The sequence below is a fragment of the Colwellia sp. RE-S-Sl-9 genome (assembly GCF_048296855.1).
Classification (GTDB): Bacteria; Pseudomonadota; Gammaproteobacteria; order Enterobacterales; family Alteromonadaceae; genus Pseudocolwellia.
Genome location: NZ_CP182631.1, coordinates 2,258,856 through 2,275,372, shown reverse-complemented (window position 1 = coordinate 2,275,372; position 16,517 = coordinate 2,258,856). Strand labels below are relative to the sequence as shown.

Here is a 16,517-nt window from a genome sequence, read left to right as displayed (position 1 = left end):
ATCACTTTTCTTTAAGTTTATTTAATTCTATTATTTTCGCTGAAATAAACCCATCATTTACTTGTACTGAAATGTTTTCATCAATATGAGCTTGTTCAATACTTGTAATAACTTTTCCTTTTATACTTTTAGTCACACTATAGCCGCGTGCTATGGTTGCTAGTGGACTCACTAAATGTAACTGCTCAATAGTATGTTTGAATAGTCTTTGTTTATTTTTGTTAGTTGCTTGTATCGCGTTGATTAATCTTACTTCTAATGCATTAACTTTTTGTTGATTATGTTGAATCGTTTTAAGAGGGGATTGTAATAATAATCTTTTACTAAGTTGTGTTGATTGCAGTGATAATCGCGTTTTCAATTGTTGTAAGTTGTGATTAAGCCTAAAACTTAACTCATCAAACTTTTGTTGTTGTACTGTTAATTTTTGAGCAGGATGTAATAAAGATAATCTATGCTGAATGTTACTCAGTTTATTTTTTTTATTAAGTAAATTGCGTTGATTAACTTGGCGTATTCTTTGATTAAAAGCAGCAAGCTTTTGTAATTTATCTTCAAGGTTTGAAGAGACTAATTCTGCAGCAGCAGAAGGCGTAGGAGCTCTAAGATCGGCAGCGTAGTCTGAAAGTGTAGTATCAATTTCATGGCCTACAGCACTAATTACTGGTATTTTACTGTTATAAATCGCCCGCACTACATTTTCTTCATTAAAACTCCATAAGTCTTCTAATGAGCCGCCACCTCTCCCGACAATTATTACATCACATTCTTTTCTGTAGTTTGCGGTATTAATGGCTTGCTCAATTTCGAATTTTGCTTCATTACCTTGCACTAGGGCAGGGTATATAATTACATTAAGTAACGGATTTCGTCGTTTTAATACAGTGAGTATATCTTTTACAGCAGCACCAGTAGGTGAGGTAACAATACCAACAGTATTAATATTTTTAGGAATTTCTTTTTTAATTAAAGGGTTAAATAAACCTTCAGCGTTAAGCTTATTTTTAAGTTGATCAAATTGTTGCCGTAAAATTCCTTCTCCTGCATCGTCAAGTTGTTCAATTATAAGTTGAAAGTCCCCTCTTGGTTCATATAAAGAAACTTTTGCTCTTACCAGTACTTGTTGACCATTTTTAGGTAAGCCAGACGATAATCTAACTTTACGGTTATTACCTTTGAACATCGCACACTTTACTTGCGATTTACTGTCTTTTAACGACAAATACCAATGTCCAGAACTTGCAGCAATAAAATTAGAAACTTCACCGCATAACCAAACCGTGTTTAATTCGCTTTCTAATATAAAACGTACTTTTTTGGTTAATTCGCTAACTTGTAAAATATGCTGATTCATTTTTGTATTCGTTAAAATTTCGTTTTATTCGGAAGGAAATCGTATTATATAGCGGTTAATTGTTTTAAAGGGAATTTATTTTGGTTTTTACTAAAATTTAAGTTTACCTTGACGATGAAAACGGTTAAAATTCTGCCGCAATATTTACTCCTGATCACCCCTTATTAGTGAGATATTGTGATGCTAAGAATTGCCCAAGAAGCGTTAACTTTTGACGATGTTCTACTTGTACCTGCCCACTCTACGGTACTTCCCCATACGGCTGATTTAAAAACTAAATTAACTCGTAAAATAAACCTTAATGTACCTATGATTTCAGCTTCAATGGATACAGTTACTGAGGCTCCTTTAGCTATTACGCTTGCACAAGAAGGTGGCGTAGGCTTTATTCATAAGAATATGACAATTAAAGAACAAGCCAAAAATGTTTCTAAAGTTAAGAAATTTGAAAGTGGTATTGTTTCAGATCCCGTTACTGTATTTCCAGATGAACCTATTGCAAAAGTAATGAAACTTGCTGATAAACTTGGATTTTCAGGTTTTCCTGTAGTTGATAAAGATAATAACTTAGTGGGTATTATCACGGGGCGTGATTTACGTTTTGAAACAGACCTTTCTTTACAAGTTTCTGAATTAATGACAGTAAAAGACAAGCTGATCACTGTGAAAGAAGGTGCTGAACGCGAAGAGATTTTAGGTTTAATGCACGTAAATCGTATTGAAAAAATATTGATGGTTGATAATGCGTTTAAGCTTAAAGGGTTAATTACAGTAAAAGATTATCAAAAAGCAGAAAGCAAACCTAACGCATGTAAAGATGAGCTAGGCCGTTTACGTGTAGGTGCTGCGGTTGGCGTAGGTGCAGGTACTGATGAACGTATAGATGCATTGGTTGAAGCGGGTGTTGATGTACTACTGATTGATACCTCTCACGGACATTCTCAAGGCGTTCTTGATCGCGTAGCTGAAACTCGTGCTAAGTATCCAGATTTACAAATTATTGCGGGTAACGTAGCAACCGGCGCAGGTGCTAAAGCGTTAGCCGATGCTGGTGTCGATGCTGTTAAAGTGGGCATTGGCCCAGGTTCTATTTGTACAACGCGTATTGTAACAGGTGTTGGTGTTCCACAATTAACAGCTATTTCAAATGCAGTTGAAGCGCTAAAAGGTACAGGAATTCCTGTTATTGCTGATGGTGGCATTCGTTTTTCAGGTGATATAGCTAAAGCACTTGTTGCTGGTGCTCATTGTGTAATGGTAGGCAGCATGTTTGCTGGTACTGAAGAGTCTCCAGGTGAAGTGGAGCTGTATCAAGGTCGTTATTATAAATCATATCGCGGTATGGGATCTTTAGGCGCAATGAACCAAAAAGAAGGTTCAAGCGATCGTTACTTCCAAAAATCTGATGGTGAAGCTGATAAGTTAGTGCCAGAAGGTATTGAAGGTCGCGTTGCTTATAAAGGCCCTGTAGCGGCAATTATTCATCAGCAAATGGGCGGTTTACGTTCATCTATGGGATTAACAGGTTCAAAAGATATTGAAACCATGCGCACTAAACCTGAGTTTATGAAAATAACGTCAGCAGGTATGGGCGAGTCGCACGTACATGATGTGACCATCACTAAAGAAGCGCCTAATTACCGCATGGGCTAATTTTGATTTATATTTTTGCTGATAACTTTATCAGAAATACTCACTTACATTCGTAAGCTTCGTGTTTCTTCTTCGTTATCAATCAAAACTATTTCTCAAAATATTGAAACAGAAATAATATTAGGCTGAAGTAAATATTAATTATTTCAGCCTTTTTACTTTAAATATATCGCTCTAGATTAAAACAAAGTTAGAGCCGTTAAATATGAGAGAGAACCATGAGTAAAGACATTCATGATCACCGCATACTAATTTTAGATTTTGGATCACAATACACTCAACTAATCGCACGTCGCGTACGTGAAATAGGTGTTTATTGTGAACTATGGGCTTGGGATGTATCTGAAGAGCAAATTAAAGGTTTCAATCCTACTGGTATTATTCTTGCTGGTGGCCCAGAAAGTGTCACTGAACATAATTCACCTCGCGCTCCTGAGTATGTGTTTAGCGCTGGCGTACCTGTTTTAGGTGTTTGTTACGGCATGCAAACTATGGCTGAGCAACTAGGTGGGGGAGTAGAAAGTTCTGAACATAAAGAATTTGGTTACGCTGCCGTTGAAGTGATCACTGAGTCTGCTTTATTTAAAAATATTGAAGATAGTGTGAATGATGCAGGTAATGCATTGTTAGACGTATGGATGAGTCATGGGGATAAAGTTTCAGCAATACCTGAAGGTTTCGTAACGGTTGCACAAACGCCAAGTTGTAAATACGCGGCAATGGCGAATGAAGATAAGCAATTTTATGGTGTTCAATTTCATCCAGAAGTTACTCATACCAAACAAGGTTTACGCATTTTAGAGCATTTTGTACTTGATATTTGTCAGTGTGAAAAACTTTGGACTTCCGCTTCTATTATTGAAGATGCAATCGCCAAAATGAAAGAGCAAATAGGTGATGACGAAGTTATTCTTGGTTTATCAGGTGGTGTTGATTCTTCAGTTGTTGCCATGTTGTTACACCGTGCTATTGGTGACAAGTTAACATGTGTTTTTGTTGATAATGGTTTACTTCGTTTAAACGAAGGCGAACAAGTTATGGAAATGTTTGGTGATCATTTTGGTTTAAATATTATTAAAATTGATGCCGAAGATCGTTTCTTAGACCGTTTAGCGGGCGAAAATGATCCAGAGAAAAAACGTAAAATTATTGGTAATGTGTTTGTTGACGTTTTTGAAGAAGAGTCAAATAAATTAGAAAACGCAAAGTGGTTAGCGCAAGGTACTATTTACCCTGACGTTATTGAGTCTGCAGCATCAGCTACAGGTAAAGCACACGTTATAAAATCTCACCATAACGTAGGTGGTTTACCTGATTACATGAAGCTAGGCTTAGTAGAGCCTTTACGTGAATTATTTAAAGATGAAGTACGTAAAATTGGTTTAGAACTTGGTTTGCCATACGACATGCTTTATCGTCATCCTTTCCCAGGTCCTGGACTAGGTGTACGTGTTCTAGGTGAAGTAAAGAAAGAATATTGTGACTTATTACGTCGTGCAGACCATATTTTTATTGAAGAACTTCACAAGCATGACCTATATAACAAAGTAAGCCAAGCCTTCACTGTTTTCTTACCTGTACGTTCTGTTGGCGTTATGGGCGATGGTCGTAAGTACGATTGGGTTGTTAGCTTAAGAGCGGTTGAAACTATTGATTTTATGACGGCTATTTGGGCACCACTACCTTACGACTTTTTAGGTTTGGTTTCTAATCGTATTATTAACGAGATAGATGGTATTTCTCGTGTGGTTTACGATATATCGGGGAAGCCGCCTGCGACAATCGAGTGGGAATAATTTATTAAGCGATGTTTTAACTTGCTGTAATATATACCCGTTACCATTCAAGATGCAGGTTTCAGTGGGAACTAAAAACAATTTAGGCAAGGTATTAAGTTTCAGTAATGGTTATTCCCTGACTAAAGTTAATAACGCAGCATAAATTGTTTTTAGGCCCATCGAAGAAGCGCTTGAGCAAAATCACTTCTTCGTTAATACTTTTTATAAGGGAACGACCATTATTACAAAGTATTGCCTTGAATTGATATCGCTCAAGTGCTCTGAAATGCGCATCTTGATTGGCAACGGGTATATAACTTCATCGTCAAACGTACTCACTGACTAGCGTCAGCTCCGTGCGATTTCCTTGAACTAATAAATTACATCGTCGTTTAAACAACGCTTAAGCTGTATATTTGATAAAACCTCATTGTTGAAAAGCATTGGGGTTTTCTTCTGACAAGAATAAATTAGAAGAGTGATAAAAATGACAATAGAAAGAATTGAAACAAAACAACGTATGAGCCGTATTGTAAAGAATAACGGTACTATTTATTTATGTGGGCAAGTCTGTGCTGATGCGACAAAAGGGATTACAGAGCAGACTCAAACCATGCTTGATAAAGTTGACGAGTTATTAATTGCTGCGGGTAGCTCACGAGAGCATATATTATCAGCCACTATTTATCTTAATAAAATGTCTGACTTTCAAGAAATGAATGCTGTATGGGATGCTTGGGTACCAGAAGGGCATGCTCCAGCAAGAGCCTGTGTTGAAGCTAAAATGGCAAGAGATGTACTACTTGTTGAAATTAGCGTAATCGCCGCTGAGAAATAGCTGCTAAAAAATGAATGTCACTCTATGTTGTAAAATGAAGTGTGACATTCATTAAATATAGTATTAAAGCGCTAGTTCTATCACCATGTCTTTAAGTTCGCTTTTGGAGATGGAATTATCGTGATTTTTATCAAAACGATGGAAAATGGTTTCACACATTCTAATTCCTTTGTCTTGTAATAATACGTCAATTAACTCAACAAATTCACTACGGCTAATAACACCGTCTTTATCTTCGTCAAATACTTCAAATAATTCATCAACCCATTGATTAAGTTCCATGAGTATTCCTCGTTAGAATTTCTACTTACCTAATATTTAGATAGACTTTATCTTTTATCACACGCTATGTGAATATTTAATTGTAACTTTTGTTGTTTAGATAATAAAAAGATCAATTGTCGTTTTTTATTTGAGTGCTTTATATACCCGTGACCAATTAAGGGGGGACCAACATAATTTATCCAGGGCGTACCATGGAATAAACTTAATGCCTTGCATGCATAAATGTATGTACTTATGTTTCGTTTGGAAAGTTAAATTTGTGCCTAAATTGTTTTTAGTTCTCACTGAAACTTACATATTGAATTGTAATAGGTATAAAGGTGAAAACTTAAATAAAAAATAAAGAGTAGGTTTGCAATATCATCAAAGCTTTATACGACAACTTAGCCTGATAGTTAAATGATATAAGCTATAACTCTTTTGTTTTTTTATTCTAAATATGTGATTTTATATTCATTTATCTTTAAGGTGAATAAAAAAAATATACGTTCTATTAATTTTTTTAATTTATTTTCAAGGTTAAATGTGTCTAATGTTTAACCAGTTTCTTTATTTATACATGAAATTTTTTCATTATTATGTCTAGGGAGTGTTACATTTTTTTCTTTGTTAACTAGGTTATAGTACGAAACCCTTATTAGTTTTTTATTCGTTAATTTTCTTAATTAATTGTATTTGTTTGTTTTTATTTTTATTTTTTTGTCTTTTATTTTTCACAAAAAAATAAACATTTTCGTTAATGTTGTTTTTTTGGAGAGAAAACAAGAAAAAGAAAATTTTTGAACACTTGTAAAGCAATACTTCCTGTCCTATAAATAATTAAGCTTTTTACAAGTTGTTTACATAAAAATAATTAAAAATTCAATAATAAGAATTAGTCTTCAAATTTAATAAGGGAAAAATATGTCTATAAAATTTCGTAATACTACGTTAGCGCTTGCTGTGAGTGTTGCTCTAGGAACAACCACTGTTTCTGCTGCTGAGAATGAAACCGGCGCAAAAGAAGAAAAAGTTGAACGTATCGCTGTAGTAGGCTCACGTGGTGCGCCCCGCTCAGTAAATGATTCACCCGTTCCCGTTGATTTAATTGGAGCTGACGAATTAGGTAAAGCAGGTAACACTAATATGCTAGACCTTATTAAAGGAACCGTTCCTTCTTTTAACGTTCATGAAAATCCTATCTCAGATGCGGCTAGTTTAGTAAAACCCGCTAACTTACGTGGTCTTTCATCTGACAGTACATTAATCCTAGTTAACGGCAAACGTCGTCATCGTGCCTCTGTTATTGCCTTATTAGGTGGTGGTATTAATGATGGTGCACAAGGTCCAGATATTTCTGTTATTCCAAGTGCTGCGTTAAAGCAAGTTGAAGTATTACGAGATGGTGCTGCGGCACAATACGGCTCAGATGCTATTGCGGGTGTAATGAACTTTGTTTTAAAAGATGATGATGAGGGTGGAAACCTTACGGTGCGTCATGGTTCATACTACGAAGGAGATGGCGATACTACAGAAGTGTCCGGTAACATAGGCTTACCATTATCTGCCAATGGCTTTGCTAATTTAAGTTTTCAATATAAAACCGCTGATGCTACAAGCCGAAGTGTACAGCGTGCTGATGCCGCCGCCTTAATCGAAGCCGGTAACACGGATGTTGATAGTTTAGCTCAAGTTTGGGGCTCTCCTGAAGTAGAAGATGATCTGACTGTTTTTGGTAACTTTGGTCTAGATTTAGGAAATGGTAAAGAAGCTTACATGTTTGGTAACTTCTCTGAACGTAACATTAAAGGTGGTTTTTACTACCGTAACCCACATACTCGTAGTGGTGTATATAGTAATGGTGATACAGACGGCGTAGATACCAATGGTGATGGTAAAATCAATGGTGATATAGTTAATGGCGTTCAAGATGAAAACTATCAACCTAACATTCTTATTGCTGATTTAGATGGGCTTGATAATGGTATTGCTTGTCCTACAGTTAATGTCACCAGTAGTAATGTGTTAACACAAAGTGATTACGCTTTAATTGCGGATGATAATACAGCCGTTGGTCAAAACTGTTTCGCATTTAATGAAATGTTACCAGGTGGTTTTACACCTAACTTCGGTGGTAACATCGTTGATACAGCTATTACTATGGGGACTCGTGGTGAGATAAGCGATACACTTAAATATGATGTAAGCGGCTCAGTTGGTTTCAACGAATCCACTTATGTTATCTATGATACGCTTAATGCTTCTTTAGGTCCTGTCACTCCGCGTGACTTTAGTCCGGGTAAACATACTCAATTAGAAAAATCATTTAACATTGATTTAGTGAAAGAATTTGAAGCAGGTATGGAGTCTCCATTAATTGTTGCTGGGGGTTACGAATGGCATTCAGAGTCATTTGAAGTGACTTCAGGTGATGTCGCGGCTTTTGAAGCGGGTCCATTAACTTCTCAAGGTTTTGGTATTGGTTCAAATGGTTTTCCTGGTTTTAAACCTTCTGCCGCCGGTAAATTCTCTCGTCAAAATTATGCTTTATATGTTGATGTTGAAGCACAATTTACTGAAAATTTCTTAATGGGCGCAGCTTTACGCTATGAAGATTACAGCTCATTTGGTGATACAACAAATTACAAGTTAACAGCTCAGTACAATATTACTGATGAGTTCTCACTTCGAGGCTCATTAAGTACAGGTTTCCGAGCGCCTACAGTTGGTCAAGCTAACTATTCAAATGTACAAACAAACTTAAGTGATGGTGTGTTAAGCGACTCAGCCCTACTACCACCGACAAACCCAGTAGCGATCCAATTAGGCGCAACAGAGCTCACACCTGAAGAGTCTGAAAGTTATGCTTTTGGTGCTGTATGGGATATTAATGGTTTCTATTTCACATTAGATTACTATAACATCCAAGTTGAAGATCGTATTTCTCAATCAGCTAAATATAATTTAGACGATAATGATAAAGACGTATTAAAAGCGGCAGGTGTACCCAATGTTGACTCTATTCAACAAGTGAGTTTCTTTACTAATGATTTTGATACAACCACTCAAGGGGTTGATTTTGTAGCGAACTACTCAACTTCATTGCTCGATGGTGATACAACGTTTGCATTAGCTTATAACTGGAATGAAACTGAAGTTGATAAGTTTTCTCCTGAAATTACGGGTGATTTCAAAGTATCTCGTTTAGAAAATGATTTACCGAACCATAGAGGAACATTTACATGGTCTCAAGGTTGGGAAATGATTAGTATGTTTACTCGTGTAAACTACTACGGCAAATATCAAGGTGTTCATGTTGATTATGATGCCACTATCAAAGAAGGTGATGCTGCAGTAACTGTTGATGTTGAAGTGAGTTACTTTGTAAATGACGATATTACTGTTTCTTTAGGGGCTCAAAACATTTTTGACCAAGAAGCAGAAAAAATTGATTGGTCTGGTGATAACAACAATTGGGGGGGCAAATATTATGAAACCTCTCCATTTGGCTTTAACGGTGGTTTCTACTACGTAAAAGCATCTTATAACTTTTAAGTTATAATTTTGTTTGTAAAAAACCACATCAATTGATGTGGTTTTTTTATAGTTGATTTTGGATTAATTTAATAGATGACAATAGAAAGAGCAGAACATTACCTTAAAATACAAGACTTTTCATCAGCAGAGCAGATGTATAAACGTTTATTAAAGGAAAACATTAACAATATTGAGGCAATGTGGGGTTTAGGTAAAGTTGCTTTAGCTCAAAATAGTTATCAGCGAGCTTACGATTTATTTGTTCGATGTTTACATATTAATGCGAAGATACCTGATGTTTATCTTTCATTAGCTCAAGCATGTTCAGCATTAACGCGCTTCGATAAAACAGAGCAAGCATTACTAAGTGCTTATCAACTAAGTTCTCACTCAATAAAAGTGCTATATGCTTTAAGTGTTTATTATTGTGAAAGTGGCAACCTAGATAAAAGTGAGCAGTTTTTAAATCAAATATTAACAATTGATCAAGAAAATATACCTGCTTTTTCATTATTAGTGAGAATAAAAAAAATAGGTGCGGGTAGCCCTTTTAATCCATTAATTACGCAGTATGAAAATCTTCTAAGAGAAGGTGATTTATTAGTTCATGATAAGGTTTTATTGAATTATAGCTTTGGTGATTTATTCCATTTAAGTAAAAAATACACTCAAGCTTTTTACCATTACAAAGAAGCCAACCGCCTACAAAAACAATTAATTAATTTTTCTGTTAGTGATATGAAACCTTCTATTGATCTATTACTGAAGGCTTTTACTTCCTCGGTTATTCAATCATTTTCAAATATATCACCAGCAAGTACTGTTTTAACCTCTCATATAAATATTACGCCTATTTTTATTGTAGGTCAGCCAAGATCTGGTTCTACATTGCTTGAACAAATGCTGATAGGGCATAACGATATTGTTAGCGCGGGTGAGATCCCACATATTGGGGATGATCTTGTAAACGCTATTACACAGGTAACTAGTGAAGGGTTTCCGTTAGGTTGCCAATCTTTAACAAAAGAACAATGTCTGTCTTTAGCTTTACATTATTTGACAAAACTGAAAGAAATTTCCGGTGGGGATCATAAATTTGTTATTGATAAAATGCCGGCTAATTATCAATTTATTGGGTTAATTAAATTACTCTTGCCACAGGCTAAAATTATTCATATAAAAAGAGACCCACGAGATGTGTCTTGGTCTATTTTTAAAAATAATTTTGGAGCATTAGAACCGAATTTTTGTTCGCAAACCGAAATTGGTCAGTATCATCAACTCTATCAAAAGGTGATGTTACATTGGAAAAGCGTGTTACCTAAAGAAGTGTACGATATTGAATATGAGGATCTGGTTAATTCACCTGAAAATGAGATAACACAAGTGTTAGCATATTGCGGACTGGCTTTTGAAAAAGATTGTTTAAATTTTTCTTCAAAAAAGCGGGTAATAAAAACGCTCAGTGATACACAACTACGTAAAGGAATTCAAAAAAGATCGATACCTGATTGGACACCATACGAACATGAATTAAAAGCCATGTTCGATTTATTGGATCAAAAATAATTTAGCTGAACTGAGGTTATACTGATTTGAATAATTCATTCGGTTAGGGAGTTAATAAATTTCAACATGAGTAAATAATAAGTGTGTCACTTGAATAGTATTTGTCACCTTTTATTTATAAATCAGTAGATTACGAAAATAATCATCCTGAATTCGGGTTATTTATTTTCTGGTAGCGGAACAATCTGTTTTATATTTTTAATCGCGTCTAATCTTGCTTTTTCTATCGCTTCTTTTATTTCCTTACCTTTCAAGCCCTGTTCAACAAACACTTTTGCCGTTACGGTATTTGCAGCTTTAAGGCATTGGTGTAAATAATCTGCTTGTGGATAATCTTTATCTTCAAATCCTGTTCTGCCGCGCATATCAGCGGTGCACGCTAAAATAAAGTCGTTAAATTCCTCAGGTTTTCTCCACACGTCTAAGGCATTAAATAACCTTAATATAGTACTAGGCTTTAACTCAAAGGCTTTATGGCAATGTAGGTGGTATTCGCACACCTTAAGGGCTAATGTTTGATATGAATTAGGTGCTCTTAAACGATCACAAACATTTTTTACTAAAGGTAAGCCCGATTTTTCATGTCCTCTATGGCTTGGCCATTCGGGTTCAGGTGTATTGCCTTTGCCTAGATCATGACACAATGCAGCAAAGCGTACTTCAGGTTTTTTTGATAGCTTTACTGCTTGTTGTAAAACCATCATAGTATGAATGCCAGAGCATATTTCAGGGTGCCATAGTGCAGGGTTAGGAATTCCCCAAAGTGTGTCAATTTCAGGTAATAGAACCTTTAATGCACCACAGGCTTTTAGGGTTTCGAAGAATACTTCAGGGTGCTCTTCAAGTAGGCTTTTATTGAGTTCTGTAAATATGCGTTCGCTACTTAAAGATTGTAGCTCGTTGCTTTGAGATATTTGTGTCATCAAGGCCATGGTTTCTTCGGCAATAGTAAATCCATAGCTATGGTAACGCGCAGCAAAGCGAGCCACTCTCAATACTCTTAATGGATCTTCAATAAAGGCATCGGAGACATGTCTAAATATTCTATTTTTAAGGTCTGCTTGACCATTATAAGGATCTATTATTTCACCGTTTGGTTTTAATGCCATGGCGTTAATAGTTAAGTCTCGTCTGAGTAAGTCTTCTTCAATGGTTACAAATTCGGAAGCATCACAAGCAAATCCCGTATAGCCAGCATCTACTTTTTTTTCGGTACGTGCTAACGCATATTCTTCTTTTGTTTTTGGATGTAAAAATACAGGAAAATCTTTACCAACTTGTGAAAAACCTAACGACAACATTTGTTCAACGCTTGAGCCTACGACAACGTAATCGTGATCGTAGCTTTTTCTGTTGAGTAGTTTATCTCTAACTGCACCGCCCACTAAGTAGCTGGTGATTTGTGATACTGGGTTTTCCATTTATACATCCGATTAAATTATTACAATTTAAGTTTATCATAAAAGAAAATAGTGTTTTGACATCTGGTAAGGTAAAGGTTAGTTTCATGGTGTTATTTTTTATGAAGTTGTTGATATGTATACCGCTTATTTCGGCTTAAAAGAAAAGCCATTTTCTATTGCTCCTGATCCTCAATATTTATTTATGAGTGATCGTCATCGTGAAGCACTTGCGCATTTAACCTACGGTTTAGGTGATGCTGGTGGCTTTGTGCTGTTAACAGGTGAGGTAGGAACAGGAAAAACAACCGTGAGCCGTTGTTTAATGGAGCGCTTACCTGAAAATACTCAAGCGGCTTTTATACTTAATCCTACGCTATCAAGTCACGAATTACTGGCGACTATTTGCGATGAATTAAAAATTCGTTACCGTAAAACAGGTGCTACGTTAAAAACCTTAACGGATAAAATTCAAGAAAAATTATTAAAAAACCATAAAGAAAATACTAATACTTTATTAATTATTGACGAAGCTCAACACTTGCAACCTGAAGTACTTGAGCAATTACGATTATTAACTAACTTAGAAACAAATACTAAAAAGCTATTACAAGTCATTCTTATTGGTCAGCCTGAATTACAAACTCTATTAAAAAGAAGAGACCTTCGTCAATTAGCACAACGTATAACCGCTAGGTACCATTTACTCCCTCTTAATAAGCAAGAAGTCGCGCAGTATATAAAACATCGCTTATCTATTGCAGAGGGCATTAGATCGCTGTTCTCAGTGTCGGCTATAAATACTATCCATAAAATTTGCGGCGGTATTCCTCGTTTAATTAATTTAGTGTGCGAACGTTCTCTCATTAATGCTTATAGCAGTAATATTGCCGTAGTTAATAAACGCATTGTGTTGTTGTCTGCTCATGAAGCGCTTGGAGATGATTATGAGGTTACATCTTGGTGGCAAAACCCTACAATTAAAATAGCGCTAATCGTTTTATCGGTAGGTGTTATTTCTGCTGGAGCCTATTTTTTTGGTAGCTATCAAACTCAGAATAATACCTTACAACCATTAGCTATTACTGATGCCGCTGAAAAAGCTCTTAATGATGTTAAATCGTCGAACCAAATTGAGAGCACATCAAAGGTTGTAGTTAATAACGTTGATACTCAAATTGATGAAATAACGAACTCAATAGCAGATAAAAAAACGAATGAAGTATTGCCGGTAGATGCTAGTGCGCAGCAAAAGCAGGAAGAAGTTGAATTACCTATTACCGAAAAAGAAAGTACGCCAGCACCTAAAGTGATTGCCCAACAAGCGCCTGTTGAGGCTAAGCAAGTTAAACAAGAAGTTCAGACTAAAGATATCGAACTTACTCAGGTTGAAGGTGTATCAGAAGAGTTATTGAATCAGTTTAAAAAAGCGCTAAATAATGAAGACGATACGAATAATACTAACGAATATACTAATAACATTGATGAAAGAGACCAAGAGATAGACCCTATCGAAAAAATGCCTTTGTGGGTACAAAACGGTATTCCGCAATTACAGTTTGAACAACATATTTATGCTAGTGATGGTCAAGGCTGGGTAAAGGTAAATGGTAGAGATCGCTATGAAGGCGATACGATTGCTAGAGAATTGATCTTAGTAGAAATTCTCCCTCAAAAAGTAGTGTTAAATTTTCGAGGTGAGAAATTTACTATGCCTGCTTTATCTTCGTGGTAGTTCAAATAAGTGCACAATAGGCCTATTGCGCAAAATCTTCTGCATTATAATAAAGAGGTTTCATTGCACCACAATAAGTAAGCTTGTAGTGGATCTCATTTTCTTTTGGAACGGCTGAAGATGCCGTGAAGTTAGTTACACAATTTACATCATCTGAAAGATAAATAAGGTGTTCATAACTTGGAGGCTGTTGAATTTGGTGGATTAAAATTCTTTCATTATTACGAAGTTGTACTATATCGTATTTTTGTCTTTTATTTGATTCTTCCGGTTTGTCGATTACTTTTACAAAGAGTTGTTTATCAAATATTATCTTCATGTTTTTGTAGGTTAGCATGCCGTCTTTTTTATAGTTTCCCATATATATATCAGCATTGACTTCTACTTGTTCACCACGCATTAAGCGTTCCAAATTAAATGCTTCAGGCTTAAGGGTAACCAAATCAGCGTCTTTAACCAATTGCAGTAAAGACAGTTCGTTAATATCTAGTTTATAAAGAATTTGTATATTATTAGGCTCTTTTAAAGTCAGCATATGAGAAGCAAATACGCTGGGACCTTTGTTGAAAAGCTTCATGCCATGAATCCCCATATATTTTGGATCTAAGGGAGGAAGCGGCTCAGATTCTTCTTCTGCAAAAGCAATATGAGATAAAGAGAATATAAGAAGAGATAAAATAATTTTGATCATGAAGTTCAATAATTCGAGTCGTATTTAATTATTATTCTAGCAGTTATATTGATAAACATTAGCAGGAAACTTTAATTTTTTTATGAAAGTTAATGCCTTGTATTGTATAGGGTGAATTAAGCGTAAATGTATTAAAATTTATAACAAGTTTACGCTTATATTTTCAGTCGAAGAGTTACTTACTTTATGCTTAGGTAATAATTTCTCGAATCGTCGATACTGATACAAAGCTTTTCTAATTCACCTAGCAATCTTGGTGTCATTCTGTGTAATTTATCTGAATTAGGGGTTATTAATTGTTTATGTTTTGCGGCGGGTATGTCGTTCCACTGTAACCAATTAACAGCATCGGGAGTTGCGTGTCCATTCGATATAGGTTGAATAATTAATTGTGGTTTAGCGATTGCCACTTGCTCTAAACCTACTTGTGGATAGTCAGTTATGCTTTCTACAAAAGGGTTTGTTGCCCCACAAACATTAAGGTGTTGTTGCGGCCACGAATTATTACTCACTGTGGTTAATGGATTCGACCAAAGTTCGTAAAATACGGTTATAGGTGGTTTATTGGCGAAAGTTTTACGTAAATTTTTCAGGTCCAATTCATATTGGCTTGCTAGTTCTTCAGCACGGTTATTGGTTCCTGTTAATTTACCTAATAAGCGTAACTCAGTTGCAACATCTTCTAAGTTTTTAGGATCTGAATATACAACATTTAATCCTAACTTTTTGAGTCTGTCTAAATCATCTAAAGGGTTTCCCGTGCGCCAGGCAATAATTAAATCGGGTTCATAGGCGAGTATTTTTTCTATTTTTAAGCGAGCATAATTCCCAATACGAGGAACATTATTTGCGGCTTCAGGAAAGTCGGAATGCTCGGTAGTTGCTATGACACGATCGCCTATACCTAAGCTAAAAAGCATCTCTATTAGGTGTGGGGCTAAGGTGATAATTCGTTGTTTTTTAAACTCACTTTTATTGTTATCTACGTTATCAATGGCGCTAGAGTCATTGGCATATAACATAGTAGATGTACTTGCGAGTGCGGCAAGTACAAAAGCGAAAATTTTACGTTGAAGCTGCATGAACATTACCAATCTACACCTTTTTGAACTCTTATGCCGCTATCGAAAGCATGTTTGATAGATTGCACTTCAGACACGGTATCGGCTACTTCGATTATTTTTCTATGACAAGCCCTACCTGTAATAATAACGTGCTGCATTGACGGTCTATTTGCTAATACGCTTAACACTTCTTCTAAATCAATATAACCGTAAGTCACCATGTAGGTTAATTCGTCGAGTAATACAATATGAACACTTTCATCGGTGAGGAGCTTTTTCGCTTCAGCCCAAGCTAATTGAGCTGCTGCTGTATCGGCTTCTTTATTTTGTGTTTCCCACGTAAAACCTGTCTTCATTGTGTGGTGCTTTACGCCATGTTGTTTTAATAAATTAAGCTCGCCACATTCCCATGTACCTTTAATAAACTGAATAATACCAGCACTTAATCCATGACCCACAGAACGAGTGATCATGCCAAAACCAGAAGTCGATTTGCCTTTACCATTGCCGGTAATTACCAGTAGTAGACCTTTGTCTTCTGTAGCAGCGGCAATACGCTCGTCTACTTTTTCTTTCAATTTTTGCTGGCGTTTTTTATGATTTTCTTTTTTCTTCTCGTCATCAATCATGTGTT

The 16,517-nt window shown here is 35.8% G+C and carries 12 protein-coding genes; 6 read left to right on the top strand and 6 right to left on the bottom strand.

The window, feature by feature from the left end:
- Position 1 precedes the first annotated feature (1 nt).
- Complete coding sequence (gene xseA / locus ACM9HF_RS09725; protein WP_473618080.1) at positions 2-1,354, bottom strand: exodeoxyribonuclease VII large subunit; 1,353 nt, start codon at positions 1,352-1,354, stop codon at positions 2-4.
- 180 nt (positions 1,355-1,534) lie between these two features.
- Between xseA and guaB the strand changes: the two genes are divergently transcribed.
- The 3 genes from guaB (at position 1,535) to ACM9HF_RS09710 (ending at position 5,623) form a co-directional block, all read left to right on the top strand.
- A complete protein-coding gene (gene guaB / locus ACM9HF_RS09720) occupies positions 1,535-3,007 on the top strand; it encodes an IMP dehydrogenase (protein ID WP_473618076.1) in 1,473 nt (490 codons plus the stop codon).
- A 218-nt stretch (positions 3,008-3,225) separates the two neighbouring features.
- Positions 3,226-4,803 carry a glutamine-hydrolyzing GMP synthase gene (gene guaA / locus ACM9HF_RS09715; protein WP_473618072.1) on the top strand — a complete coding sequence of 526 codons (1,578 nt, stop codon included), beginning with the start codon at positions 3,226-3,228 and terminating at the stop codon, positions 4,801-4,803.
- Positions 4,804-5,272: 469 nt separating this feature from the next.
- Positions 5,273-5,623, top strand: a complete 351-nt coding sequence (locus tag ACM9HF_RS09710; RefSeq protein WP_473618068.1) for a RidA family protein — start codon at positions 5,273-5,275, stop codon at positions 5,621-5,623.
- A 63-nt stretch (positions 5,624-5,686) separates the two neighbouring features.
- On the opposite strand, the gene ACM9HF_RS09705 is transcribed toward ACM9HF_RS09710, so the two are convergent.
- Positions 5,687-5,905: an EF-hand domain-containing protein gene (locus ACM9HF_RS09705; protein WP_076417046.1), complete on the bottom strand. Its 219-nt coding sequence runs from the start codon at positions 5,903-5,905 to the stop codon at positions 5,687-5,689.
- Positions 5,906-6,817: 912 nt separating this feature from the next.
- Here ACM9HF_RS09705 and ACM9HF_RS09700 point away from each other — a divergent pair.
- Together ACM9HF_RS09700 and ACM9HF_RS09695 are read left to right on the top strand one after the other, a co-directional pair.
- Entirely contained in the window at positions 6,818-9,442 is a 2,625-nt protein-coding gene (locus ACM9HF_RS09700) for a TonB-dependent receptor plug domain-containing protein (RefSeq protein ID WP_473618283.1), read from the top strand.
- Positions 9,443-9,517: 75 nt separating this feature from the next.
- Positions 9,518-10,993, top strand: a complete 1,476-nt coding sequence (locus ACM9HF_RS09695) for a tetratricopeptide repeat-containing sulfotransferase family protein (RefSeq protein WP_473618063.1) — start codon at positions 9,518-9,520, stop codon at positions 10,991-10,993.
- Between the two features lie 158 nt (positions 10,994-11,151).
- On the opposite strand, the gene ACM9HF_RS09690 is transcribed toward ACM9HF_RS09695, so the two are convergent.
- A complete protein-coding gene (locus tag ACM9HF_RS09690; protein WP_473618282.1) occupies positions 11,152-12,393 on the bottom strand; it encodes a multifunctional CCA addition/repair protein in 1,242 nt (413 codons plus the stop codon).
- A gap of 136 nt (positions 12,394-12,529) precedes the next feature.
- Between ACM9HF_RS09690 and ACM9HF_RS09685 the strand changes: the two genes are divergently transcribed.
- Complete coding sequence (locus ACM9HF_RS09685; RefSeq protein ID WP_473618059.1) at positions 12,530-14,128, top strand: AAA family ATPase; 1,599 nt, start codon at positions 12,530-12,532, stop codon at positions 14,126-14,128.
- A 22-nt stretch (positions 14,129-14,150) separates the two neighbouring features.
- Here ACM9HF_RS09685 and ACM9HF_RS09680 read toward each other — a convergent pair whose 3' ends face one another.
- From ACM9HF_RS09680 to cobO, 3 genes are all read right to left on the bottom strand, one after another.
- The gene (locus tag ACM9HF_RS09680) at positions 14,151-14,819 is read right to left on the bottom strand and encodes a hypothetical protein (protein WP_473618055.1); all 669 of its coding nucleotides are present in this window, start codon (positions 14,817-14,819) and stop codon (positions 14,151-14,153) included.
- Between the two features lie 179 nt (positions 14,820-14,998).
- On the bottom strand, positions 14,999-15,901 hold the full coding sequence (locus tag ACM9HF_RS09675) for a cobalamin-binding protein (protein ID WP_473618051.1): 903 nt from the start codon (positions 15,899-15,901) through the stop codon (positions 14,999-15,001).
- A gap of 5 nt (positions 15,902-15,906) precedes the next feature.
- A complete protein-coding gene (cobO, locus tag ACM9HF_RS09670) occupies positions 15,907-16,512 on the bottom strand; it encodes a cob(I)yrinic acid a,c-diamide adenosyltransferase (protein WP_473618046.1) in 606 nt (201 codons plus the stop codon).
- Positions 16,513-16,517: the final 5 nt, after the last annotated feature.

Excerpts from the sequence above, each read along its gene's own strand:
- xseA (WP_473618080.1), bottom strand. The coding sequence starts at position 1,354 with ATGAATCAGCATATTTTACAAGTTAGCGAATTAACCAAAAAAGTACGT.
- guaB (WP_473618076.1), top strand. The coding sequence starts at position 1,535 with ATGCTAAGAATTGCCCAAGAAGCGTTAACTTTTGACGATGTTCTACTT.
- guaA (WP_473618072.1), top strand. The coding sequence starts at position 3,226 with ATGAGTAAAGACATTCATGATCACCGCATACTAATTTTAGATTTTGGA.
- ACM9HF_RS09710 (WP_473618068.1), top strand. The coding sequence starts at position 5,273 with ATGACAATAGAAAGAATTGAAACAAAACAACGTATGAGCCGTATTGTA.
- ACM9HF_RS09705 (WP_076417046.1), bottom strand. The coding sequence starts at position 5,905 with ATGGAACTTAATCAATGGGTTGATGAATTATTTGAAGTATTTGACGAA.
- ACM9HF_RS09695 (WP_473618063.1), top strand. The coding sequence starts at position 9,518 with ATGACAATAGAAAGAGCAGAACATTACCTTAAAATACAAGACTTTTCA.
- ACM9HF_RS09685 (WP_473618059.1), top strand. The coding sequence starts at position 12,530 with ATGTATACCGCTTATTTCGGCTTAAAAGAAAAGCCATTTTCTATTGCT.
- ACM9HF_RS09680 (WP_473618055.1), bottom strand. The coding sequence starts at position 14,819 with ATGATCAAAATTATTTTATCTCTTCTTATATTCTCTTTATCTCATATT.
- ACM9HF_RS09675 (WP_473618051.1), bottom strand. The coding sequence starts at position 15,901 with ATGCAGCTTCAACGTAAAATTTTCGCTTTTGTACTTGCCGCACTCGCA.
- cobO (WP_473618046.1), bottom strand. The coding sequence starts at position 16,512 with ATGATTGATGACGAGAAGAAAAAAGAAAATCATAAAAAACGCCAGCAA.